Origin of the sequence: Pseudomonas zhanjiangensis (assembly GCF_041027545.1) — a bacterium.
GTDB lineage: Bacteria > Pseudomonadota > Gammaproteobacteria > Pseudomonadales > Pseudomonadaceae > Aquipseudomonas > Aquipseudomonas zhanjiangensis.
The window spans coordinates 177,563-197,468 of record NZ_JBFTEG010000009.1 but is presented as its reverse complement, the minus strand read 5'-3'; the positions used below and the strand labels follow the sequence as shown (position 1 = coordinate 197,468).

18 protein-coding genes and 1 tRNA gene are annotated in these 19,906 nt (G+C 62.1%); 9 read left to right on the top strand and 10 right to left on the bottom strand.

Features of this window, described 5'->3' with window-relative positions:
• Positions 1-211: 211 nt before the first annotated feature.
• The 3 genes from AB5S05_RS13115 to AB5S05_RS13105 form a co-directional block, all read right to left on the bottom strand.
• The gene (locus tag AB5S05_RS13115; protein WP_369287976.1) at positions 212-631 is read right to left on the bottom strand and encodes a hypothetical protein; all 420 of its coding nucleotides are present in this window, start codon (positions 629-631) and stop codon (positions 212-214) included.
• Positions 615-1,190, bottom strand: coding sequence for a hypothetical protein (locus AB5S05_RS13110; RefSeq protein WP_369287975.1), 576 nt, complete (start codon positions 1,188-1,190; stop codon positions 615-617). Before AB5S05_RS13110 ends, AB5S05_RS13115 begins: the two co-directional genes overlap by 17 nt.
• 948 nt (positions 1,191-2,138) lie before the next feature.
• Positions 2,139-4,100, bottom strand: a complete 1,962-nt coding sequence (locus AB5S05_RS13105; protein WP_369287974.1) for a DUF927 domain-containing protein — start codon at positions 4,098-4,100, stop codon at positions 2,139-2,141.
• A 1,249-nt stretch (positions 4,101-5,349) separates the two neighbouring features.
• On the opposite strand from AB5S05_RS13105, the gene AB5S05_RS13100 reads away from it, so the two are divergent.
• From AB5S05_RS13100 to AB5S05_RS13070, 7 genes are all read left to right on the top strand, one after another.
• Positions 5,350-6,123, top strand: coding sequence for an ABC transporter ATP-binding protein (locus AB5S05_RS13100; protein WP_369287973.1), 774 nt, complete (start codon positions 5,350-5,352; stop codon positions 6,121-6,123).
• A gap of 15 nt (positions 6,124-6,138) precedes the next feature.
• Positions 6,139-6,891, top strand: coding sequence for an ABC transporter substrate-binding protein (locus AB5S05_RS13095; protein ID WP_369287972.1), 753 nt, complete (start codon positions 6,139-6,141; stop codon positions 6,889-6,891).
• A gap of 50 nt (positions 6,892-6,941) precedes the next feature.
• Entirely contained in the window at positions 6,942-7,637 is a 696-nt protein-coding gene (locus AB5S05_RS13090; protein ID WP_369287971.1) for an ABC transporter permease, read from the top strand.
• A complete protein-coding gene (locus AB5S05_RS13085) occupies positions 7,634-8,323 on the top strand; it encodes an ABC transporter permease (protein WP_369287970.1) in 690 nt (229 codons plus the stop codon). The genes AB5S05_RS13090 and AB5S05_RS13085 overlap by 4 nt, the downstream gene beginning before the upstream one ends.
• 44 nt (positions 8,324-8,367) lie before the next feature.
• The gene (locus AB5S05_RS13080) at positions 8,368-9,615 is read left to right on the top strand and encodes a methyltransferase (protein ID WP_369287969.1); all 1,248 of its coding nucleotides are present in this window, start codon (positions 8,368-8,370) and stop codon (positions 9,613-9,615) included.
• Between the two features lie 257 nt (positions 9,616-9,872).
• Positions 9,873-9,948: transfer RNA gene (locus tag AB5S05_RS13075), tRNA-Thr, on the top strand.
• Positions 9,949-10,779: 831 nt separating this feature from the next.
• Positions 10,780-11,454: a GntR family transcriptional regulator gene (locus AB5S05_RS13070; RefSeq protein WP_369287968.1), complete on the top strand. Its 675-nt coding sequence runs from the start codon at positions 10,780-10,782 to the stop codon at positions 11,452-11,454.
• A gap of 65 nt (positions 11,455-11,519) precedes the next feature.
• Here the strand turns inward: AB5S05_RS13070 and AB5S05_RS13065 are convergent, their stop codons facing one another.
• Both AB5S05_RS13065 and AB5S05_RS13060 read right to left on the bottom strand, forming a co-directional pair.
• Positions 11,520-12,401 (bottom strand): HalD/BesD family halogenase, encoded by an 882-nt coding sequence (locus tag AB5S05_RS13065; RefSeq protein ID WP_369287967.1) that lies wholly within the window; start codon positions 12,399-12,401, stop codon positions 11,520-11,522.
• A gap of 177 nt (positions 12,402-12,578) precedes the next feature.
• On the bottom strand, positions 12,579-13,454 hold the full coding sequence (locus AB5S05_RS13060; protein ID WP_369287966.1) for a LysR family transcriptional regulator: 876 nt from the start codon (positions 13,452-13,454) through the stop codon (positions 12,579-12,581).
• A gap of 139 nt (positions 13,455-13,593) precedes the next feature.
• Between AB5S05_RS13060 and AB5S05_RS13055 the strand changes: the two genes are divergently transcribed.
• Positions 13,594-14,478 carry a HalD/BesD family halogenase gene (locus AB5S05_RS13055; RefSeq protein WP_369287965.1) on the top strand — a complete coding sequence of 295 codons (885 nt, stop codon included), beginning with the start codon at positions 13,594-13,596 and terminating at the stop codon, positions 14,476-14,478.
• A 101-nt stretch (positions 14,479-14,579) separates the two neighbouring features.
• Complete coding sequence (locus AB5S05_RS13050) at positions 14,580-15,827, top strand: M24 family metallopeptidase (protein WP_369287964.1); 1,248 nt, start codon at positions 14,580-14,582, stop codon at positions 15,825-15,827.
• A gap of 50 nt (positions 15,828-15,877) precedes the next feature.
• On the opposite strand, the gene AB5S05_RS13045 is transcribed toward AB5S05_RS13050, so the two are convergent.
• From AB5S05_RS13045 to AB5S05_RS13025, 5 genes are read right to left on the bottom strand one after another with little or no spacing between them, the layout of a single operon-like run.
• Positions 15,878-16,576 (bottom strand): SDR family NAD(P)-dependent oxidoreductase, encoded by a 699-nt coding sequence (locus tag AB5S05_RS13045; RefSeq protein WP_369287963.1) that lies wholly within the window; start codon positions 16,574-16,576, stop codon positions 15,878-15,880.
• Between the two features lie 47 nt (positions 16,577-16,623).
• The gene (locus AB5S05_RS13040; RefSeq protein WP_369287962.1) at positions 16,624-16,995 is read right to left on the bottom strand and encodes a tautomerase family protein; all 372 of its coding nucleotides are present in this window, start codon (positions 16,993-16,995) and stop codon (positions 16,624-16,626) included.
• Between the two features lie 40 nt (positions 16,996-17,035).
• Complete coding sequence (locus AB5S05_RS13035; RefSeq protein ID WP_369287961.1) at positions 17,036-17,803, bottom strand: SDR family NAD(P)-dependent oxidoreductase; 768 nt, start codon at positions 17,801-17,803, stop codon at positions 17,036-17,038.
• 16 nt (positions 17,804-17,819) lie between these two features.
• Complete coding sequence (locus tag AB5S05_RS13030; RefSeq protein WP_369287960.1) at positions 17,820-18,749, bottom strand: 2-hydroxyacid dehydrogenase; 930 nt, start codon at positions 18,747-18,749, stop codon at positions 17,820-17,822.
• A gap of 30 nt (positions 18,750-18,779) precedes the next feature.
• On the bottom strand, positions 18,780-19,865 hold the full coding sequence (locus AB5S05_RS13025; RefSeq protein ID WP_369287959.1) for a mandelate racemase/muconate lactonizing enzyme family protein: 1,086 nt from the start codon (positions 19,863-19,865) through the stop codon (positions 18,780-18,782).
• Positions 19,866-19,906 lie beyond the last annotated feature (41 nt).

Below are 19,906 nucleotides of genomic sequence, written 5' to 3'. Positions count from 1 at the left end.
GGACATCAGTCATTACTTGATGCACCGTTACAACTGGATCAGACCGCATCAATACAACGACGGGCTACCACCTGCGGTGGCCGAAGAAAAACTTAACCCACTGTCCGGGATGGGTTGACCACTACAATTCCGCGAAAAGCAGGCCGATTTACGGACCGAGCACACGCACAGAGGAGGGCATGTTTTCCTTCGTGCAAGCCGAAGGGACGACTCATCGGTCACAGCTGACCTCCCCGCACGGCGCTGGCGTGGCGAACTCCGCACACAGGCGCAGCAAGACAGGATCGATGCTCGTCTGCTTAGGGACGTACAGCACGACGCCGTAGCCGCTATCACTCAGGACGAAGACCATTTCGTAACAGCAGGGATGCTCGTCCAAGTATTCCCAGGCGGGACGGAATGCCCGATGCCCGTATGGGGTGTCCGGGTAGCTACCCGTCCCGATCGCACAACCCGTACGTCGCTCTAGCGCCTCCAGGTTGTCACCAGGCTCGGCCACGACGATGATGCCGATCAGGTCGGGATCGTAGGGTTGGTCGCGGCTCAGCGCCGCGAAGCGCTGATCGACCAGGGCGCGCAGTTCGGCGTCGTCGATCTCCTCGCTCGCGCGAGGGTCACGCAACACTTTCATCGTCGGCCTCTACTGCATCAGTGCGCTCGTCATCAGCCACAGCACTATCGCCGACGTCAGGCGCAGGCGTTCGCCCCTTGCGCTTGCTGGTGGGCTTACCTTGTTTGCTGGGCTCGGCCTCGGGAGCGCCGGCCTTGGCGAATGGAACATAGGCCTCGCCGGCCGCTGAAAGCATCGCCTGCTTCCATTGAGACCAGTCGCCGCTCATCACATGCTGATGTGCGGCCTCCGGGGATGGAGCCAGTAGGCCCTCTGCACGCAGCACGGCCGCCAGAAAGCCCGCATTGTTGGCGGAGCGGCTGATGAAGGCTTGGCGCAATTGCTTGGACAGCAACGGTGCGGACGGATCGTTGATCGCTTCAGCAACCGCCTCGACACGAGCGAAGGGCACGATTTCCGTCGAGAACCAGCCACCGCCCTCGTTGCTAACCAGTGTTAGGTAGAGCTGATCACGCTTCGGGTCGGTAAGGATGCGGTAAGTGATCCTGCCGGCGGCATGCTTTCCGGTCTTGCTGGCCTGGGCCAGTTTCAGGGAGAGGTACGCGGGGGTATCAACCATGAGAGACTCCTGGAATAAGGCGGAAATACAAAAGCCCCCAAGGTCACTGGGACCTTGGGGGCTTCGTTTGTTGGGGTGATTAGCTGATCGCGTTGTCGACACACCGCTTGTCGCGGTGGGGAAGTCAACGAATCGACAGGTTGAACTCGAAGTCGCGCCGCGTGGCTACATAAGCCAGTACGGGCACGAGTACGGTCGCCCAGGGACCCGCAGCAGCGGGCAGAGCGGCCATGCGGATGACTTGAGGCAAAAGGGTAGTAAGCACATGTGACTCCTTGCGGTTCGACAAGAGAAAACGCGGTAGGACGACTGCCTTCGCGCATGCGGTCCTGAGACCAGCAGGATCATATTGAGTCGAGACCCGGGACCATTACGCCAGGAATGGATTGCAGATGGCCAAGGCCTTGTCCGTGCCTGGCTCGGTGAGGACAACAACCGGCGCACGCCCAGGTAGCCGCCATACCCGAACTAGGCCAGCCTGCTCCAGCGAGCGCAGTTTGTCGTAACAGGCGTCACGAGAAATGTTCCAGTGCTCGAGAGATCGGCGGGTCAGCGGAACTGCTGACTTGCCGTAGGTGGCGGCAAGCCAAGAGAGAGCGATACTGAGGTGAAGTGCCTTACCGCTCAACTGGGCAGCTTGCGCCAGCCAGTCGTATCGAGCCGGGCAAGCATTTTTCGGTGAGTGAGGTGCAGGGGCTCGTGGCATAAGTAGTTGGCCGCAGATGATGACAATCTGCTGTTCCCGACAGGGGAGGCTGTTGGCCTCCCCTCCGCCCCCCGCTGGGGGGTAGGGATATCAGGGTAATTAGGGAGCGGCGCCACTGCGATTCCAGCGGCAGATGAATGAGCGAAACCTGTTTCGCATGCCCTTTCCCTGACACCCCTGACTTCCCTTGAGGAGTACGGATAGCCGGCGACCAAAGCCCACGACGAACGAAGTAAATTCGATTATCTATCTTCGTCCTGTTCCCCCTCCGCACTATTCCGCTCTGACCTCGTTTCAGACATCAACCGATCATAATGAATAGTGTAGAAACGGACGCCCTTGAACCCGAGCACGCTCAGAGAGTGCTTCGCCTTCCTGTTCCCTTTCTCGGGTCGATGAAGCAGCCCGTCAGCCTCAAGTTGGCTCAAGGCAGCCTCCTTCGGCACCATGCCACAAGCCTCTTCAAGCTGCCTGTCGGTCAGGAGTATTTTGCTCCTGCTGAAAATCCCTTGCGGGCGACTAACAATAGGCATGCCCGGATCCTCAAGCAACTCATCGTGGTTGATGAATGCGCTGTGATTACGAATCACGTAATCACGGATAGACTCGATTGCACGCTGCCCCTCCGAGATGCTCGATGCACCTGCGAGCCATGCATCTCGAATCGCTCTTACCGCCGACCAAACCTCGTCCACCTCGAAGGGAAGAACATGCTCACATGCCAGCTGCCCGATTAGCCCCACGAGCGCTAGTCGGCGCATAGCGCGAATCTGTGGCGCGGTTAGTTTACGCCCCGCCAGCTGAACTTCCGCGCATAGTCTTTGCTGCTCCTCGTCCAACGCGGCCCGCCAATCACTTAGCAAATCTTCAAAGCTGGTATAGGTTTCAATTACCTCCTGAACAAAAGCCGGCCCAGCAACGCCATAGACTCTTCCGCAAGCCTCTTTGACTTCGTCTATCAGCTGACGCATATCCTCGACGCCGGCTGTTTCGGCTGCCGGCAGTTGGTCGACGGGTACGTCAATGACCCGAATTAGTTCGCCAGTACGTGCTCGCCGCTTTTGATCCGACTCAATTTTGTCCTGGATAGATATCTCGCCGGTAGACAAGACAAAGATGGACCACGTGAGCGCAGTTCTACGCCCTCCGGTCTCGGTCATTCTGGCCTTACCAGCCCCACCGACCAGATTATAGATATCCTGACCAGAACCACTTCCGAGTTCGTCCAAGGCCAGCAGCATATGAGAGTGAGTTGCTGCAACTGTCTCCATTGCATTCGGCGTGCTGTGCCAGCGCTCCATCAGAATCGGCTCGCCAGCCGCTCGCTGCGGATCCGCCCCCCGCCCCCAAATAGAAAGCCCGAGCTGCAAAGCAGTAGTCTTCCCACTGGATGAGCTGCCATAGAAGTTCAGCCCGCCATTCTCAAGCCCGATCGGCGAAACGAAAATCGAGGCGAGCCCGGCGCATATACAAAATACGTGGAGCGGGCTTCCACGCAGTTGTTCTACGTAGCCCTGCCACTCCTGCAATGTTCCGCTCGCATCATAGGCGGCCAGGCTTGGCCCTTCGACTATCGGCCGAAATACGAACTCATTGACGCGCGAGGCCGCATCACCATCAGCCCCCGGTACGAGTATCCGCTTGGGCAACATGAAGCCAAGAGCTTCTGGTTGTGAACTAGTCGCCGGCATACGAAAGAAGCCTAGGCGGCGAATCGTGGTGACTTTCGGAAGAGTGCACTGACCAGCGCACTCAGCCAAATACACTCGGAAGGACCTATCGCTCGCCAACACTACCAGCCCGTTGTCGGCAAACTCTCGGATTACCCCCGTGATCCCATTTCCAGACAGGTTCGTATACGGAATCTCAAGCAAGCGCTCATCCCCGTCTGGGGTCAGCATATGGAAACTCGCAGACCACTGCCCTCCTACCGGGTCCCGCGCCTGGACAGACACCCAGCAAGGAGCCGAGGTCAGCCTAATCCAATCATCCCCATCCTGGCCGTACACGCCATTAATACCAACACGGAATCCCTCCGGCACTAGCCGTGGAGAAAACGAGGCGGGAAGTAGTTCAATACTGCTGGGCATTGGTTGTTTCCTTGGACAAGAGTTGGCGGCCAAGCGAGCCAACGCCAGGCCAAAAAATGAGGTTTCAATGCGCGGAAAGATCAACCACTCCGCCGCCAACACATGCTCGAACATGCTGCGAAACTCTGTCAAACCAACCAAAAATGCAAAAAAAGCAGCAGAAATTCAGGGAATTCAGGGAATTCAGGGAGTCGCTCACCCAGGGGTGCATCGTGGGCGCGGCGTAATCGGATGCGTGCCTGGGAACCCATGGTCCGCCTGGGATTTTTCGACGTCCGCCCTCCGAAGCCAGGCTGGCGCGCGAGTTTCCGGCCTCTGGCGCGCCCAACAGAAGCAGAGAGCACGTCCGAGAACAGCTGATACGCAGCAAACCAAGCGACAGGCGGTCGTTTTTTGGCGACAGATGACATGCGCGCCAGTAGTGCCTAAGCGCCCCATTTCTGCCGCCACTTTCGTTTTCCAGGGAACCAGTCAATATTTCTCGGTTTACGACTACCGAAAGCGTGAGAAGCGAGGTGCGGAGCTTCGCCATGATGCAGCTCACAAAGCCCGTGCCTTCCCTGACTTCCCTGACTTCCCTGCCTTCTCTGCTCGGACCACTTCGCTTGGAGCAGCCCAGAGCGATCCGAGCATCAGCCGGTCCTCTACTGTTCCTCAAAAGCCTACGGCGACCGAAAACTGCCCTTCTACGAGTCGATTTCGCCAAGACCAGACCGGGACTCAGCCGGTCCATCGCTGGTTCCCCGGCGCCGATTGTTAGTTCGGACGGTCCGAACAGGTGCGTCCGACCTCGTCTAAGGCATCGCTCGCCACGTTTTCCAGGCCAATCTCTAAATTCACCAAGCCAGTGCGGCAAATCAGCCCGAACCGGACAGACCTCTAGTGGCCCTGCCCTTCCTCGGCCTCCCTCCAGTCTGCTGAAAGCATCGCGGCCTGCCGGCGTCTTGAAAATCCCCGTGTCGGCGGTTCGATTCCGTCCCTGGGCACCATACATAGCTTTCAGGTAGTGCCAAAACCACCCGAAAGCCTACAAAGAACCCGCCTAGTGCGGGTTTTTTGTTGCCTGCAGTTTTTCTGTTTTTCGAACTCGAACCGGCTTGACGGTTTCGCGCGCGGGCGGAGTCGCGTGACCGCCGATCCGCTCCAGATCGACATGCCCTGCAAGGCGCTGGCCGGCTGCGCGCCGCGCCGATATTGCACCTGCGCGACAGGCAACTGCAGCCAGGCGACAACCGTGACCGCACGAGCAAGCAGTGCCCGGTAAACGGCTTGGCGGTCAGCGAAACGCTATGCTAGCGTGGCGCCATGCCAGGAAGGCCCAGACCACTGCCAGAGCGCATTCGCACACGATAGAGGACCCCCCATGGCCGAGGCCACGCCAGCGCTGGAAATCCGCAACTTGCACAAACGCTTCGGCGACCTCGAGGTCCTCAAGGGCATCTCCCTGACCGCCCAGGATGGCGATGTGATTTCCATCCTCGGCTCTTCCGGCTCGGGCAAGTCCACTTTCCTGCGCTGCATCAACCTGCTGGAAAACCCGCACCAGGGTCAGATTTTCGTCGCCGGCGAAGAGCTCAAGCTCAAGCCTGGGAAGAACGGCGAGCTGGTTGCCGCCGACAGCAAGCAGATCAACCGCCTGCGCAGCGAGATCGGCTTCGTCTTCCAGAATTTCAACCTGTGGCCGCACATGAGCGTGCTCGACAACATCATCGAGGCGCCGCGCCGGGTGCTCGGCCTGAGCAAGGCCGAGGCCGTCGAGCGCGCCGAAGCCCTGCTGGCCAAGGTCGGCATCGGCGAGAAGCGCCATGTCTACCCCAACCAGCTCTCCGGCGGCCAGCAGCAGCGCGCGGCCATCGCCCGCACCCTGTGCATGGAGCCCAAGGTGATCCTGTTCGACGAGCCGACCTCGGCCCTCGACCCGGAGATGGTACAAGAAGTGCTTAACGTGATTCGCGCGCTCGCCGACGAAGGCCGCACTATGCTGCTGGTGACCCACGAGATGAACTTCGCTCGCCAGGTGTCCAGCGAGGTGGTGTTCCTTCATCAGGGCCTGGTCGAGGAACAGGGTCCACCCGAGCAGGTATTCGACAACCCACGCTCGGCGCGCTGCAAACAGTTCATGTCCAGCAATCACTAAATGGAGCTACATCGCATGCAGAAGTATAAGAAGATCCTGCTGGCTGCGGCCGCCACCCTCGCCTTCGGCACCAGTGCCGTCGCCGCAGACAAGCTGAAGATCGGCACCGAAGGCGCCTACCCCCCCTTCAACCTGATCGACGCCAGCGGCCAGGTGGTCGGCTTCGACATCGATATCGCCAACGCCCTGTGCACCAAGATGCAGGTCGAGTGCGAGGTGGTCACCTCCGACTGGGACGGCATCATTCCGGCCCTGAATGCGAAGAAGTTCGACGCCATCGTCGCCTCCATGTCGATCACCGAGGAACGCCAGCAGGCCGTCGACTTCACCGACCCCTACTACACCAACAAGCTGCAGTTCATCGCGGCCAAAGGCAGCGACTTCAAGACCGACGAGGCCAGCCTCAAGGGCAAGGTAATCGGCGCCCAGCGTGCCACCATCGCCGGCACCTGGCTGGAAGACAACCTGGGCGACGTGGTCGACATCAAGCTGTACGACACCCAGGAAAACGCCTACCTGGACCTGACCTCGGGCCGCCTCGATGGCGTGCTGGCCGACACCTTCGTCAACTGGGAATGGCTCAAGAGCGACGCCGGCAAGGGCTTCGAGTTCAAGGGTGACCCGGTATTCGACAACGACAAGATCGGCATCGCCGTGCGCAAGGGCGATCCGCTGCGCGAGAAGCTGAACAAGGCGCTGCAGGAAATCGTCGCCGACGGCACCTACAAGAAGATCAACGACAAGTACTTCCCGTTCAGCATCTACTGAGCAGCCTGCTCTGCGTCGCCCGCCCGGGCGACGCAGGCTTCTGAGCCCCCATGACTTTCGACCTCTACGGATTTGGCCCGGCCCTCGCCGCCGGCACCCTGATGACCATCAAGCTGGCGCTGTCGGCGCTCAGCCTGGGCCTGGTGCTCGGCCTGCTCGGCGCACTGGCCAAGACTTCGCCGTTCAAGCCGCTGCAGTGGCTTGGCGGCACCTACTCGACCATCGTCCGCGGCGTGCCCGAACTGCTCTGGGTACTGCTGATCTATTTCGGCACGGTCAACCTGATGCGCAACCTGGCCGACCTGCTCGGCCTCGATAGCCTGGAGCTCAGCGCCTTCGCCGCGGGCACCATCGCCCTCGGCCTGTGCTTCGGCGCCTACGCCACCGAGGTGTTCCGTGGCGCCATCCTGGCCATTCCCAAGGGCCACCGCGAAGCGGGTCAGGCCCTTGGCCTGTCCAAGGCACGAATTTTCTGGCGCCTGATCCTGCCGCAGATGTGGCGCATCGCCCTGCCCGGCCTGGGCAATCTGTTCATGATCCTGATGAAGGACACCGCCCTGGTCTCGGTGATCGGCCTGGAAGAGATCATGCGCCGCTCGCAGATCGCGGTGACCTCGAGCAAGGAACCCTTCACCTTCTTCCTGGTCGCGGCCCTGATCTACCTGTGCCTGACCATCCTCGCCATGATCGGCCTGCACTTCCTCGAGCAGCGTGCCGGCCGCGGCTTCAGCAGGAGCGACGCATGAACTGGGAAGTGATCATCAAGTGGCTTCCGCGCCTGGCAGAAGGCGCGGCACTGACCCTGGAACTGGTCGCCATCGCGGTAGTCGCCGGGCTGATCCTGGCGATTCCCATGGGCATCGCTCGCGCCTCCAAGCACTGGTACGTGCGCGCCCTGCCCTATGGCTACATCTTCTTCTTCCGCGGCACCCCGCTGCTGGTGCAGCTGTTTCTGGTCTACTACGGCCTGGCCCAGTTCGAAGCGGTGCGCCAGGGGCCGCTGTGGATCTACCTGCGCGACCCTTACTGGTGCGCGATCATCACCATGACCATGCACACCGCGGCCTATATCGCCGAGATCCTGCGCGGGGCGATCCAGTCCGTACCCAACGGCGAGATCGAGGCCGCGCGGGCCCTGGGCATGTCGCGCTGGCAGGCCATGTTCTACATCATCCTGCCGCGCGCGGCACGCATCGGCCTGCCGGCCTACAGCAACGAGGTGATCCTGATGCTCAAGGCCAGCTCCCTGGCCAGCACCGTGACCCTGCTGGAACTGACCGGCATGGCGCGCACCATCATCGCCCGCACCTACCTGCCGGTGGAGATCTTCTTCGCCGCCGGCCTGTTCTACCTGTTGATCGCCTTCATCCTGGTTCGCGGCTTCAAGCTGCTGGAACAGTGGCTGCGCGTCGACGCCTGCCAGGGCCGTTGAACCAAGGGGGCATGCGCCCCCTCGCGGCCAGCCGGTAAATCCCCATGAACGACCAGACGCTAAGCGGCGATGTCTTGCTCCAGCGCTTTCGAGCGCTGGATGAGTTCCTGCACGTCCATCAGGAGCTCTGGCGCCCACGCCCCTTCATCCAGCACCGGCAGCTGCCATGGGAAAACAGCCACCCCGAACTCGGCCGCTGGCTGAGAACGCGCTCCCTGGCGCAGGCCGAAGCCGCCCACGGCCAGCCGCAGCTTCTGCAGCAGGCGCCGCCTCCGTTTCCCGAGCTCGCTCGCCAGTCCGCCAACCTGAGCCTGATTGGCGACTTGCCGCAACGCGCCTCCGCGCCGCCGCCCGCTCGCCTTTCCGTCGACGTACCGGGGCGCAAATGGCAACAGATCCGGGCCTTCGCCGATAGCCTGCAATTTCAGCAGGCTCCACAGCACTGGCTCGATTGGTGCGCCGGCAAAGGCCACCTCGGTCGTCTGCTGGCCCAGGACGGCAACCCGCTGACGTGCCTGGAGCACAACCCGGCGCTGATCGCCGCCGGCCGCCAACTCAGCCTGCGCCAGGGCCTGGCCGCGCAGCACCGGCAACAGGACGTATTGGCCGCCGATGCCATCGAGCAGCTCAAGGAGGAACACAGCCCGGTCGCCCTGCATGCCTGCGGCGACCTGCACGTGCGCCTGATGCAACTGGCCAGCCGCGTCGGCTGCCGGCAACTGGCCATTGCCCCCTGTTGCTACAACCGCATCGACAGCCCCCACTACCAGGCGCTGTCCGGCGCCGCCCAGGCCTCCGGCCTGCAACTATCCCTGGATGACCTGGCCCTGCCGCTCAGCGAGACGGTTACCGCCGGCGCCCGAGTGCGCCGCCAGCGCGACCTGTCGATGGCCAGGCGACTGGGCTTCGACCTGCTGCAGCGCCAACTGCGCAACATTGACCAGTACCTGCCCACCCCCTCGCTGCCGACCGCCTGGCTGGAAAAGGACTTTGCCGACTACTGCCGCGACCTGGCCGCGCTGAAGGAGCTGCCCGCTCCAGCGGCGACCACCGACTGGCCGAGCCTCGAGCGCCAGGGCCAGCAACTGCTGGCCGAGGTTCGCAACCTGGAGCTGCTGCGCGCCCTGTTCCGTCGTCCACTGGAACTCTGGCTGCTGCTCGACCGAGCCCTCTATCTGCAGGAGCGAGGGTACGACGTGCGCCTGGGCCGCTTCTGCTCACACAATCTCAGCCCGCGCAACCTGCTGCTGCTGGCCGAGCGCCCCGCAGTTGCCCACACAATCTGTGGATAACTGTGTTGATAGATTCTGGGCAAAACGCTCCAGCGCCCCGCCGACAGGCGTCTTCAGCGCCTGCCTGTTTTTTATCCAGGCAACAAAGATCAACAAAAACAGGTATTTATAAAATACCGCGACCTGGCGCACAGAATCGTCCGGCGATCAATCGGCCGCCCAATGACTTGTGCATAAGGATTTTCCTAGTCATTCGCCAAACCGCTTAACACGCCTTTACTCGGACACTCGAATGGATATAATGGCGGCCCTCCAGCGCCGGTATAGCTCAGCTGGTAGAGCAACTGACTTGTAATCAGTAGGTCCCGGGTTCGACTCCTGGTGCCGGCACCATCTAAATCTACGACTTAGGCTCACCGCAAGGTGGGCCTTTTTCGTTTTTGCTCAATACTTCTCCGTCCATGACCTCGCTCCGCCGGGCTCATTCGGAAGAAACAACCGGTGCGGTAGAGCCAAATCCATCGGATAGAAGCAAGCAAGGTGCCACTGGGCAGTTGGGTTTCCAGGCAGTGGATGACGCTGAGCTCATCACCGGAAGCCCCGCCAGGGGGTTACATGCGCCACTTAGCGGCCAACTGCTACTGCTACTGCTACTGCTACTGCTACTGCTACTGCTACGACAAAATCATGGTACCGCCTACTACCTACAGTAGAGGCTTCCGGGGTTACGCCCCTAGCCCCAATCAGTAGCCGTTCTGCCTGAGCGTAACCTGGCACGGTGGCGCTCCCTGCTTACGTATGCGCCAGTTTTTGGCTGATCGGCTTGGCCCTGGACGCTCTCGCCTGTTTGCTGGTCGGCGCATTTCTGTTCACGACCACATCCACGCCAAAATGCAAGACGCACCCCAAGACGAGTGAGCCCTGTATCTCAGCCAAGGGCCTCTTCGGCCATAATCGGCCCTCCGCCACAGGACAACACATGACAATTGTTAACAATTGTACGATAATCGCCTCTAGGATTCCGGAGCGGACACCGTAGGCCGGCAGTACCTAGCAACGCATGGCCTGCTGGCACTGCGCATCCAAGGGCTGAAGTTGTAGTCCAACGCTTCCCCCATCTATCTGCCGAGAGATACCAAAGAACATCAACCAAGATGTATTCACCTTTCTACAATCCAGCGGTTGATTCGGCTTACTACAGCCTTTAGTGATTGGAGTTTCCAAATGCCTGCAAGTAGCACGATTTCAAAGCAGAGCTTCGATGTGCAGACGGCCAACATTCTGCGCGAGATGATCGTCTCAGGCAGCCTGGAGGCGGGCTCACGCCTTACCGAAGCCAAACTCACGGAGCAATTCCACGTCTCGCGCGGCACGATCCGCGCTGCATTGCAGAAACTACATAACGAAGGCCTGGTCTCGCAAGTGCCCTACACGGGCTGGCATGTGATCGCTATCGATGCCCAGGACGCCTGGGAGCTGCATAACCTGCGCCGGGTGCTGGACGGCCTGGCCGCTCGCTTGGCGGCCGAGAACCTCAAGCCCGAAGGAGCCCAGCAACTCGAGGCCGCCTACCAGCACCTCTGTAAGCTGTGCGAAACCGATGACGCCAAGGCCATCGCCAATGCCGACTTCGAGCTGCATAAGCTGATCGTGTCGCTGTCCGGCCACCGCCGGCTGCAGGAACACTACAAGCTGACCGAGCAGCAGATCCGTGTCTTCATCGCCTCCTGCGACTCTGAGTTTTCAGACTACCGCAACATCGGTCACCGTCACGCTGCGCTGGTGCAGGCCATTTTGTCCGGGGATGGGGACGCGGCCGAGCGCCTTGCCAAGGAACACAATGCAACCCAGGGCGATGCCCTGATCAGCAGCCTTCGCCAGACAGAACTGCAGAAATAGTCCTCCAGCGGTGCTTCAGCCACCGCCCGCCGCGCGGCCGGAGGCTGAAGTGCAACCGGCCCTGATCAGTCGATCAGGCGATCCGGCCGCTTGCCTTCGCGCTCATAGTGAATCGGCATTGCATATCCGTAGAACTGCTTGGCGCGCTCGGGCCGATTGACGCTTTCGGGGTCGAGAACATAGGTCGGCAGCGCGGTAATCCAAGCTCCCTTGCCCCTGACCTCCGTGACCCGATGCAGCGAATAGCGCCCCTTGAACAATTGCAGGGCGCCTGGCAACCAGATCAGTGTATTGACCCGACTGCGGTCGCCTTGCAGTACAGACCGCACGTCATCGATACGCTCGTCATCGAGTGTGCGCATATTCGGCACATACTCGAACTCCCCGCCATCCTCCGGTTGCTCTACCGAGACACTGACGGTGAATTCATTGCCATCGAAGTGCCAGGGAAAGTAGTGACCGTCCTCCATGATCGCGTAGGGACAACGCGCCAGGGGATCGGCCCACTGATAGATCGGCCAGACACCCACGCACTCTCCGACAAACCGCGTCATCGCATCCCAGTCATAGAGGGCACGCAGGTCTGAGTCGGCTTCGAGGATATCGGAGTTGATGAAGCCACTGGTGCGTCGCTCAAAGAATCGCTTGGGATGATCCAACGGCAAACTGGGGTCATCCTTGGTCATATAGGGGTTGTGGCTATGCTGCGACCAGTAGGTGCGCTCACGCAGGCGGTAGGCTTCGGCACGCATGCGGGCAACGGCTTCGGGGCGGATGAAATCGGGCACGACACTGCAACCGGTCTCATCCAGTTGCTTACGGCACTGGGCAATCAGCGCCTGGGTCTTGGGACTGGCGAGCTCATGGATGGGGTAGCGATCCAGGTCGATGATGCGGGCCATTGCTTCGGTGATTTGCGGGGTGTTGCAGGTGACGGCAGACGTCATGGGGGGACTCTCCAAGGGCCAATGTGTGATACAGCGGCCGGCATCATTCACCCCCCTAGCAAAACCAAGCAAACAAATATAATTGCGCTCATCCATCGATTTTTTAAATACCAACAGACCATCTAAGCCCCCTCTTCCAGCGACCACCCTGCCCCGCTCGCCGCGGTTGGACAGGTGTCAGCCCTGTCTGCCTGACTTGTCCATATCCTGGGCAGCCACCTCCTTGAGGATGCCCTTGGCCAGCGTCAGCAACTCGAGATCGAGAGGCTCCTTAGGGTGCAGCAGGTAAACCGGCCGCTGGAAGGTCGGGGCCTTTTCGATCAGGTGCAGTCGCCCTTCCTTGAGCAAGGGCTCAATCGTGCGCTCGGAGAAGTAGCCCGAGCCACCATGCTTGAGCACGTAGTCCAGGCCGATCATGCTCAATCCCACCGATAAACGCGGCGCTCGGGTCTCCGGATAGGCCAGGTTATGTGCTGCGCGGAACTCGGCGCCCCAGTCGACGAATACATAATCCGGCTGCCACTGCTTGGACACCTTGCGCGGGGTGGTAGAGGCCAGCACCAGGGTGTCCTCCATCAGCAATTCGCAGGACAGTCCGGGTTGCTGGCGAGGGATATAGGTCATGGCCAGGTCGATCAGTCCGTCGGAGAGATCGGCCAACAGGTTTTCCGAATAGTCGGCAACCACCCGGGTACCTACATGCGGGGCGGTCGCCTGCATCTGCTCGACCCAGGCCGGCGCGATGCGCTCCCAGTGATTCATCTGCACGCCAAGGGTGACCACCGCATTGAGCGCCTCGGGCAGCGCCACCTCCTGGCGCGCCTGCTCCCACGCCCTGACGGCCGCATGGGCAAAGCGATGAAAGTGGCGTCCGGCCACGGTCAGCTCGGTGCCCTCGCGCTTGCGAACGAACAGCGGACGCCCCAGTTGCGTCTCTAGCACCTTGATACGCGCACTGACGGTCGACTGGGTGACGTGCAAGCGATCGGCCGCCAACTGAAAGCCGCCGCTCTTGGCGACCTCCAGAAAAGCCTTCATATGATTGATATTCAACGACTTTTCCTCTGTGAATCGAATTATTGAATAGGGGACCGCAAATAAAATCGTTTTTCTAATGTAAGCATTTTCCAGATGATCCGGCCATGCGCCAAGCGCGCCGCAACCCCAACGACTTTTGCCCGGAGACACCGCCATGACTCAAGCCGCACAAGCCCTCGCCGACGCCGCCAGCCGCCCCGCGCTGGAGGCGATCGTCGACCTCGACCGCTACCCGATTCACCAGCCCGAGAACCCGCTGACCATGGCGCTTGTTGCACAGTGCCGTGCAGAACTCGATGCGGTGGGTTGCTGCTGCGTGCGTAACTTTGTGCGTCCCGAGGCGATCGCCCGCATGCTCGCCGAGGCCGAGCGTCTCAAGCCGCAGGCCTTCTGGTCCGAGACCACCAACAACCCTTATATGACCAAGGACGACCCCTCCTTGCCCGAGGACCACCCGAAGCGCATCTTCAACAAGCGCAACAATGGCTTCATCAACTCGGACATCCTCGAGGAAACTTCCGACCTGCAGGCGGCCTACGACTCCGACGAGATGCTGCGCTTCGTCTCCGAGTGCCTGGGCGTCGCACCGATCTACCGCTGGGCCGACCCGCTGGGGCGCAACCCCTACAGCGTGATGGAGCCGGGCCATGAGTTCGCTTGGCACTTCGACGGCAACGAATTCACGGTCAGCATCCTGGTTCAGGGCGCCGAGAAAGGCGGACTGTTCGAGTACTGCCCGGACCTGCGCACCCCGGAGGACGAGAACCTCGAGGCCGTCACCAAGGTGCTGCGCGGTGATCGCGGTCCCGTACGGGTGCTGGATCTTCAGCCCGGCGACCTGCAGATATTCAAGGGCCGTTTCTCCATGCACCGGGTGACCCCGATCGAAGGCAACCGCACCCGCTACATCGCCCTGCCGACCTACGTACTCGACCCGCACAGCGTCAACCGCCCGGAGCGGGCCAAGCAGTTCTATGGCCGCGCCGAGCCAATTCACTACGAGCGCGAAGCTCAACGCCCGGATCGCCTGCTCGACTGATTCGCATCGCTCCCCTTAAAGCGCCCTCTGCGAGACCGGTCGGCGCTTTTTTTTTGACTGCCCGCAGCTGACACGCCAGCCCCCGACTCAGGAGCATCTACATGAGCAACGCCGACATGATCCGCCTGGCCCATACCTCTCCGGTCATGCGTTTGACCGATACCGAGGCGCAAATCGACATGCGCCGCCTACGCGGCTATCGCCTCGGGCGCATCCGCGAGCAGTTGGTCGCCCGCGACTATGGCGCCTGCGTGCTGTTCGACCCGATCAGCATCCGCTACGCCACCGGCTTTCGAAACTACTCGCTGTTCCAGATGCATATCCCCTGCAACTACCTGTTCATCCCGGCGCAGGGCCCGGTGATCCTCTATGAATCCGAGTCGGCCTATCACATCGCCAACGGACTGGAGACCATCGACGAATGCCGCCCGGCCCTGCAACTCAACTACTTCTTCGGTGGCAGCCGGCAGCAGGAGTGGGTCAGCCAATGGGTCGGCGAGATCGCCTCGCTGCTGCATGAGCACGGCGGTGGCAACCGGCGCCTGGCCATCGGCCGCACCGACGCGCGCATTCCATTGGCGCTGGCCACTAGCGGCTACACGCTGTTCGATGCCCAGGAGCTGGTGGAGGCCGCGCGGCTGATCAAGTCCCGCGAGGAAGTCCTGTGCATGAACCACTCGCTCACCGTGGCCGAGGTCGGCATCGCGCGCATGCGCGAAGCCCTGGTGCCGGGCATGAGCGAGATTCAACTGTGGTCGATCCTGCACCAGACCAATATCGCCATGGGCGGCGAATGGATCGACTGCCGCCTGCTGTCTTCCGGAGACCGCGCCAATCCCTGGTTGCAGGAGGCCAGCGAACGGATCATCCGCCCGGGCGAACTGGTGGCCTTCGATACCGACATGATCGGCCCCTTCGGCTACTGCGCCGACGTCTCTCGTACTTTCCATTGCGGCCCCGGCAAGCCCACTCCTGCCCAGCGCCGGCTCTACCAACTGGCCCGCGACGAGATCTATCACAACCTCGAGCTGATTCGCCCCGGGGTCAGCTTCCGCGAACTCTCGGAGAAGGCCTTCAAGCCGCCAACCGAGTTCATCGCCAACCGTTACCCGTGCATTGCCCACGGCATCGGCATGTGCGACGAAAACCCAAGCATCTTCTATCCCCAGGACTTCGAGCAGCACGGCTACGATGGCGTGATCGAGGAGAACATGACCCTCTGTGTAGAGAGCTACATGGGCGCCGAGGGCGGTTTCGAGGGCGTCAAGCTGGAGCAGCAGGTGCTGGTCACCGCCAATGGCTGCGAAGTGCTGTCGCGCTATCCGCTGGAAGACGACCTGCTGGCCTGAGGCAGACCCGGCCGGTGAGCCTGCCCAGGCCCACCGGCCTTTCAGTCCGACTAGAAATGCTCGATATCCGGACGCAGATCCAATTCGAAGGTCCAGGCCGAGCGATCTTGCTGGATCAAATGCAGGTAGCTGTCGGCAATGGCCTCGGCCTTGAGGGTGGTCGCGGGGTCACCGCCAGGCGCGAAGATCACCCCGTCGATGATCACGTGAGCGACATGAATGCCCAGGGGACCCAGTTCGCGAGCCATGGCCTGGGCCAGGCCGCGCTGGGCCGACTTGCTCGAGCCGAAGGCGGCGAAGTGTGCACCCGGTTTCACCGCCGAGGTGGCGCCAGTAAAGATGATCGTGCCCCTGCCTCGCGGTCGCATGCGCAACACCGCCTGCTGGGCACAGAGCATCGCCCCCAGGCAGTTGACCCGCCAGAGCGCCTCGAAGTCCGCGGCCGTGGTGTCCAGCAGCGGTTGGCTGAGGAAGGCGCCAGCGGTGTAGACCATGACCTCAGCGGCACCGAGATCGCGCTCGATGGCCCCGAATGCCTGACGCAATGCCGCCTCGTCGGTCAGGTCGCAGCCATACATGCGCATGCGGCCTCCAGCGTGGCCGATCTCCTGGGCAAGCCGCTCGCCGACCTTCGGGTGTCGAGCCAGGCCGGCTACGGCATAGCCCGCCGCTGCCAAACGTCGACAGAGCGCACTGCTCAAGCCGGGGCCGACTCCGGCTACCACGGCGACGGCTTGCTCACGGCTCATGGGTCACCTCCTCCGGCGCTAGCAGGGCTAGCTCCAGTTTAGGTCGCTCAGCAGAGGTTGCCGCCGCTGAAGGCCTGGCCCTTGGGGATATCGCGGTACTCGGCGAAGACCTGCTCCAGCGGCACCCGCAGTGCCTGCGCCACCACCATGGCCGTGGCCTTCAGTACCGCCGCCTTGAGCTCGGGGGTACGCCCCTCCAGGGCGGTGATCGAGATCAGCGGCGCGGCGCGCCCAGCCTCCGACGCGCTCCAGACACAGTCGCCTTCGGCGTAGGTTCCCGGGGCTACCGGCTGGAAGATCGCCCAGCAGTAATTCTGCGGGATGCCCAGAGCATCGGCGGCGGCGGCCGTGCAGCGGGTCAACAGCTGACCGATCTCGCAGCTTGCAGGGGCGATGGCCTGGATTCTGATGGTCGGCATTCGAACTACTCCTCGTTGGTGAGTTGCAACAACTATTTATTTACGTGCGCCCCTGCACATAGGGCGCGTGAGCGGTCAGGCCGCCGTCGAGTACGTACAGCTGGCCCGTGGCAAAGGACGCCTCGTCCGAGGCCAGCCAGGTCGCCAGGTTGGCGATGTCCTGCGGGCGGCCGAGGCGGCCGACCGGATGTTGGGCGATCACGGCCTCTTCGGCTTCGCCCGGGTCTGCCTGACTCTTGAGGTAGGCGTCCATCATCTCGCTACGAATCCAGCCCGGGCAGATCGCGTTGCAGCGAATGCCATCGCGGCCGTAATCCACCGCGATCGCCTTGCTCAGCGCGTGTACGCCGCCCTTGGAGGCGCAATACGCTGCAAGGTCCGGATCGGCGGCGAAGCCATCGTAGGAGCCGATATTGAGGATGAGCCCGCCGCCGGCCTGACGCATGGGAACCAAGGCCGCCTTGGCGCAGAGGAACACCCCCTTTAGGTTGATGCCCATCAGCCAGTCCCACTCGGCCTCGCTGGTCTCACCGATGGGCTTTTCCAGCTGCACCCCCGCGCTGTTGACCAGCAGGTCGAGGCGACCGAAGCGCTCGACGGTAAAGTCCACCAGCGCCTGGACGTCTGCGGCTTTGGCCACATCCGTAGGACAGAACAGCGCGCCACCGGCCAGCGGCGGATCGGGCTCGCTGCGCCCGGCCACCACCACTTGCCCCCCCTCGGCGACGAAGCGCTCGACGATGGCCCGACCGATGCCACGGCCACCGCCGGTGACTATCGCGACCTTGCCCGTCAGCCTGCCTGCCATTTTCCACCTCCAGCCGTCAGTAACCCCTGACAGGGTCGTAGATCGGAAAGGGTTGTTCGCCGGCCTGCACCCGCTTGATGTTGTCGGCCATCAGCCTGGCGGCCGAGTGGGCGTAGTTGATGCCGGCGATATGCGGGGTGACGAAGACCTTGGGGTGGCTCCACAGCGGACTTTCCGCCGCCAGGGGTTCGCTGCGAAACACATCCAGCGCCGCCGCTTCCAGGTGACCGCTGTCCAACGCTTGCACCAGGTCCTGTTCCACCAGGATCGGCCCGCGGCTGATATTGATCACGCAGGCGCCCGCCGGCAGCAGGGCGATACGCTCGGCGTTGAGCAGATTCTCCGTGGCCGGGGTGAGCGGCAACACATTGATCAGGATGTCGGTACGCTGCAGAAACTCGCGCAAGCGCTCATCGCCCTGGTAGAACTCGACGCCCTCGACGCTGACCGGATCGCGCCCCCAACCGGCGACGTCGAACCCCAGGTCGCGCACGAACTTCGCCGCCACCGCGCCCATGGCGCCCATGCCGAGAAAGCCAACCCGACGCTGCGCAGGATCGCGATGGGGATGACGGCGCCAGAGTTTCTTCGGCTGGTCCTGCTGATAGCGGTGGTAGTTGCGGTGAAAGTGGATCACCCAGTGCACCGCGTGCATGGCCATGTCGCGGACCACCAGATCGTCCACCAGACGCACGATAGGCACGCCCGTCGGCAAGTCCGGGTCGCGGATGATGTGCTCGACACCGGCGCCGAAGGACAGGATCGCCTTGAGGTTCGGGTAATTGCGCAGATCGCCCACAGGATGCATCCACAGGGCGACGAACTCGATTTCGGCCGGATCGCCGACCTCGGGAAAGACCCTGAAATTCAGATCGGGAAGGTGCTTGGCGAACTCCTGGCGCCAGGACTCGGGGTTCGCGCCTGCGTAGCTGAACAGCAATGCCATGGTGGCCTCCGCTAGGGATTAGGGGGTGGGTCAGCGAACGCGGAAGCGGTCCACGGCATCGGCATCGAAGCTGAAGCCCAGTCCCGGGCGCTGGGGAATGGCAATCAGGCCATCCTTGATCTCAATCTGTTCCCGGTACAGCGGCGAGAACCAGGACACGTGCTCGACCGAGATGCAATTGGGCGCCGAGCCGGCGATGCTCAGGCTCTGCTCGGTGAAGATATGGGTGGAGACCGGCATGTTGTGGGCCGCGGCCAGACTGGCCGTGCGGCGAAATTCGGTGAGCCCGCCGATGCGCTGCAGGTCGGGCATCAGGATGTCCGCCGCCTTGGCATCGATCATCGCGCGTATGCCGTGGCGGGTGTACTCGGTCTCCCCCGAGGCGATCGGCATATCCAGCGCCGCCGCCACGGCGGCATGGCCCTGGTGATCGTAGGAGGCCACCGGCTCTTCGAACCAGCCCAGGTTGAAGGGTTGCAGCATCCGCCCCAAGCGAATCGCCTGGTAAGGCGTGAAGGCCTGGTTGCCGTCGGCCAGCAGTTCGATGTCCGCGCCGATCGCCTCGCGCACCGCCGCCACACGGGCTACGTCGTCCTCCATGCGCGCCTTGCCCAGGCGGATCTTCATCGAGCGAAAACCCTGGGCAATGAAACCGCGGGCTTCCTCGACCAACTCGTCGATGCTCTGCGACAGCCATAGCCCGCTGCTGGCATAGGCCTTGACCGAATCGCGGTAGGCGCCGAACAGCTTGTAGACCGGCTGCCCCGCCGCCTTGCCGATCAGGTCCCAGCAGGCCGTGTCCAGCGCCGACATGGCGCCGATGGTGATGCCCTCGTGGCCGATGGGGTTGATCTCGCGCCACATGCCGTCCCACATCCGCTCCACATAGTGCGGGTCCTGCCCCACCACATGGTGGGCCAGGCTCTTGATCATGCTGTCGAAGATGCCGAGGCGCGCGCTGTTGAGGGTGAAGATGTAGTTCTCTCCAGTCAGGCCGCTGTCGGTATCCAGATAGACCAGCAGGCAACCCACCGAGCGTGTCTCGTGAATGGCCGTGATCAGCGGTTTATCCAGGGGCACCTCGACTTGCACGGTACGCAGATTCGTAATCTTCATTTGCATCGTTCCCGATTCACTTGATTTGAGCGCCTCGCCGA

Bases quoted from the DNA above. Each gene is read 5' to 3' on its own strand.
- AB5S05_RS13115 (WP_369287976.1), bottom strand. From the start codon at position 631: ATGAAAGTGTTGCGTGACCCTCGCGCGAGCGAGGAGATCGACGACGCC.
- AB5S05_RS13110 (WP_369287975.1), bottom strand. From the start codon at position 1,190: ATGGTTGATACCCCCGCGTACCTCTCCCTGAAACTGGCCCAGGCCAGC.
- AB5S05_RS13105 (WP_369287974.1), bottom strand. From the start codon at position 4,100: ATGTTCGAGCATGTGTTGGCGGCGGAGTGGTTGATCTTTCCGCGCATT.
- AB5S05_RS13100 (WP_369287973.1), top strand. From the start codon at position 5,350: ATGGCCGAGGCCACGCCAGCGCTGGAAATCCGCAACTTGCACAAACGC.
- AB5S05_RS13095 (WP_369287972.1), top strand. From the start codon at position 6,139: ATGCAGAAGTATAAGAAGATCCTGCTGGCTGCGGCCGCCACCCTCGCC.
- AB5S05_RS13090 (WP_369287971.1), top strand. From the start codon at position 6,942: ATGACTTTCGACCTCTACGGATTTGGCCCGGCCCTCGCCGCCGGCACC.
- AB5S05_RS13085 (WP_369287970.1), top strand. From the start codon at position 7,634: ATGAACTGGGAAGTGATCATCAAGTGGCTTCCGCGCCTGGCAGAAGGC.
- AB5S05_RS13080 (WP_369287969.1), top strand. From the start codon at position 8,368: ATGAACGACCAGACGCTAAGCGGCGATGTCTTGCTCCAGCGCTTTCGA.
- AB5S05_RS13070 (WP_369287968.1), top strand. From the start codon at position 10,780: ATGCCTGCAAGTAGCACGATTTCAAAGCAGAGCTTCGATGTGCAGACG.
- AB5S05_RS13065 (WP_369287967.1), bottom strand. From the start codon at position 12,401: ATGACGTCTGCCGTCACCTGCAACACCCCGCAAATCACCGAAGCAATG.
- AB5S05_RS13055 (WP_369287965.1), top strand. From the start codon at position 13,594: ATGACTCAAGCCGCACAAGCCCTCGCCGACGCCGCCAGCCGCCCCGCG.
- AB5S05_RS13050 (WP_369287964.1), top strand. From the start codon at position 14,580: ATGAGCAACGCCGACATGATCCGCCTGGCCCATACCTCTCCGGTCATG.
- AB5S05_RS13045 (WP_369287963.1), bottom strand. From the start codon at position 16,576: ATGAGCCGTGAGCAAGCCGTCGCCGTGGTAGCCGGAGTCGGCCCCGGC.
- AB5S05_RS13040 (WP_369287962.1), bottom strand. From the start codon at position 16,995: ATGCCGACCATCAGAATCCAGGCCATCGCCCCTGCAAGCTGCGAGATC.
- AB5S05_RS13035 (WP_369287961.1), bottom strand. From the start codon at position 17,803: ATGGCAGGCAGGCTGACGGGCAAGGTCGCGATAGTCACCGGCGGTGGC.
- AB5S05_RS13030 (WP_369287960.1), bottom strand. From the start codon at position 18,749: ATGGCATTGCTGTTCAGCTACGCAGGCGCGAACCCCGAGTCCTGGCGC.
- AB5S05_RS13025 (WP_369287959.1), bottom strand. From the start codon at position 19,865: ATGAAGATTACGAATCTGCGTACCGTGCAAGTCGAGGTGCCCCTGGAT.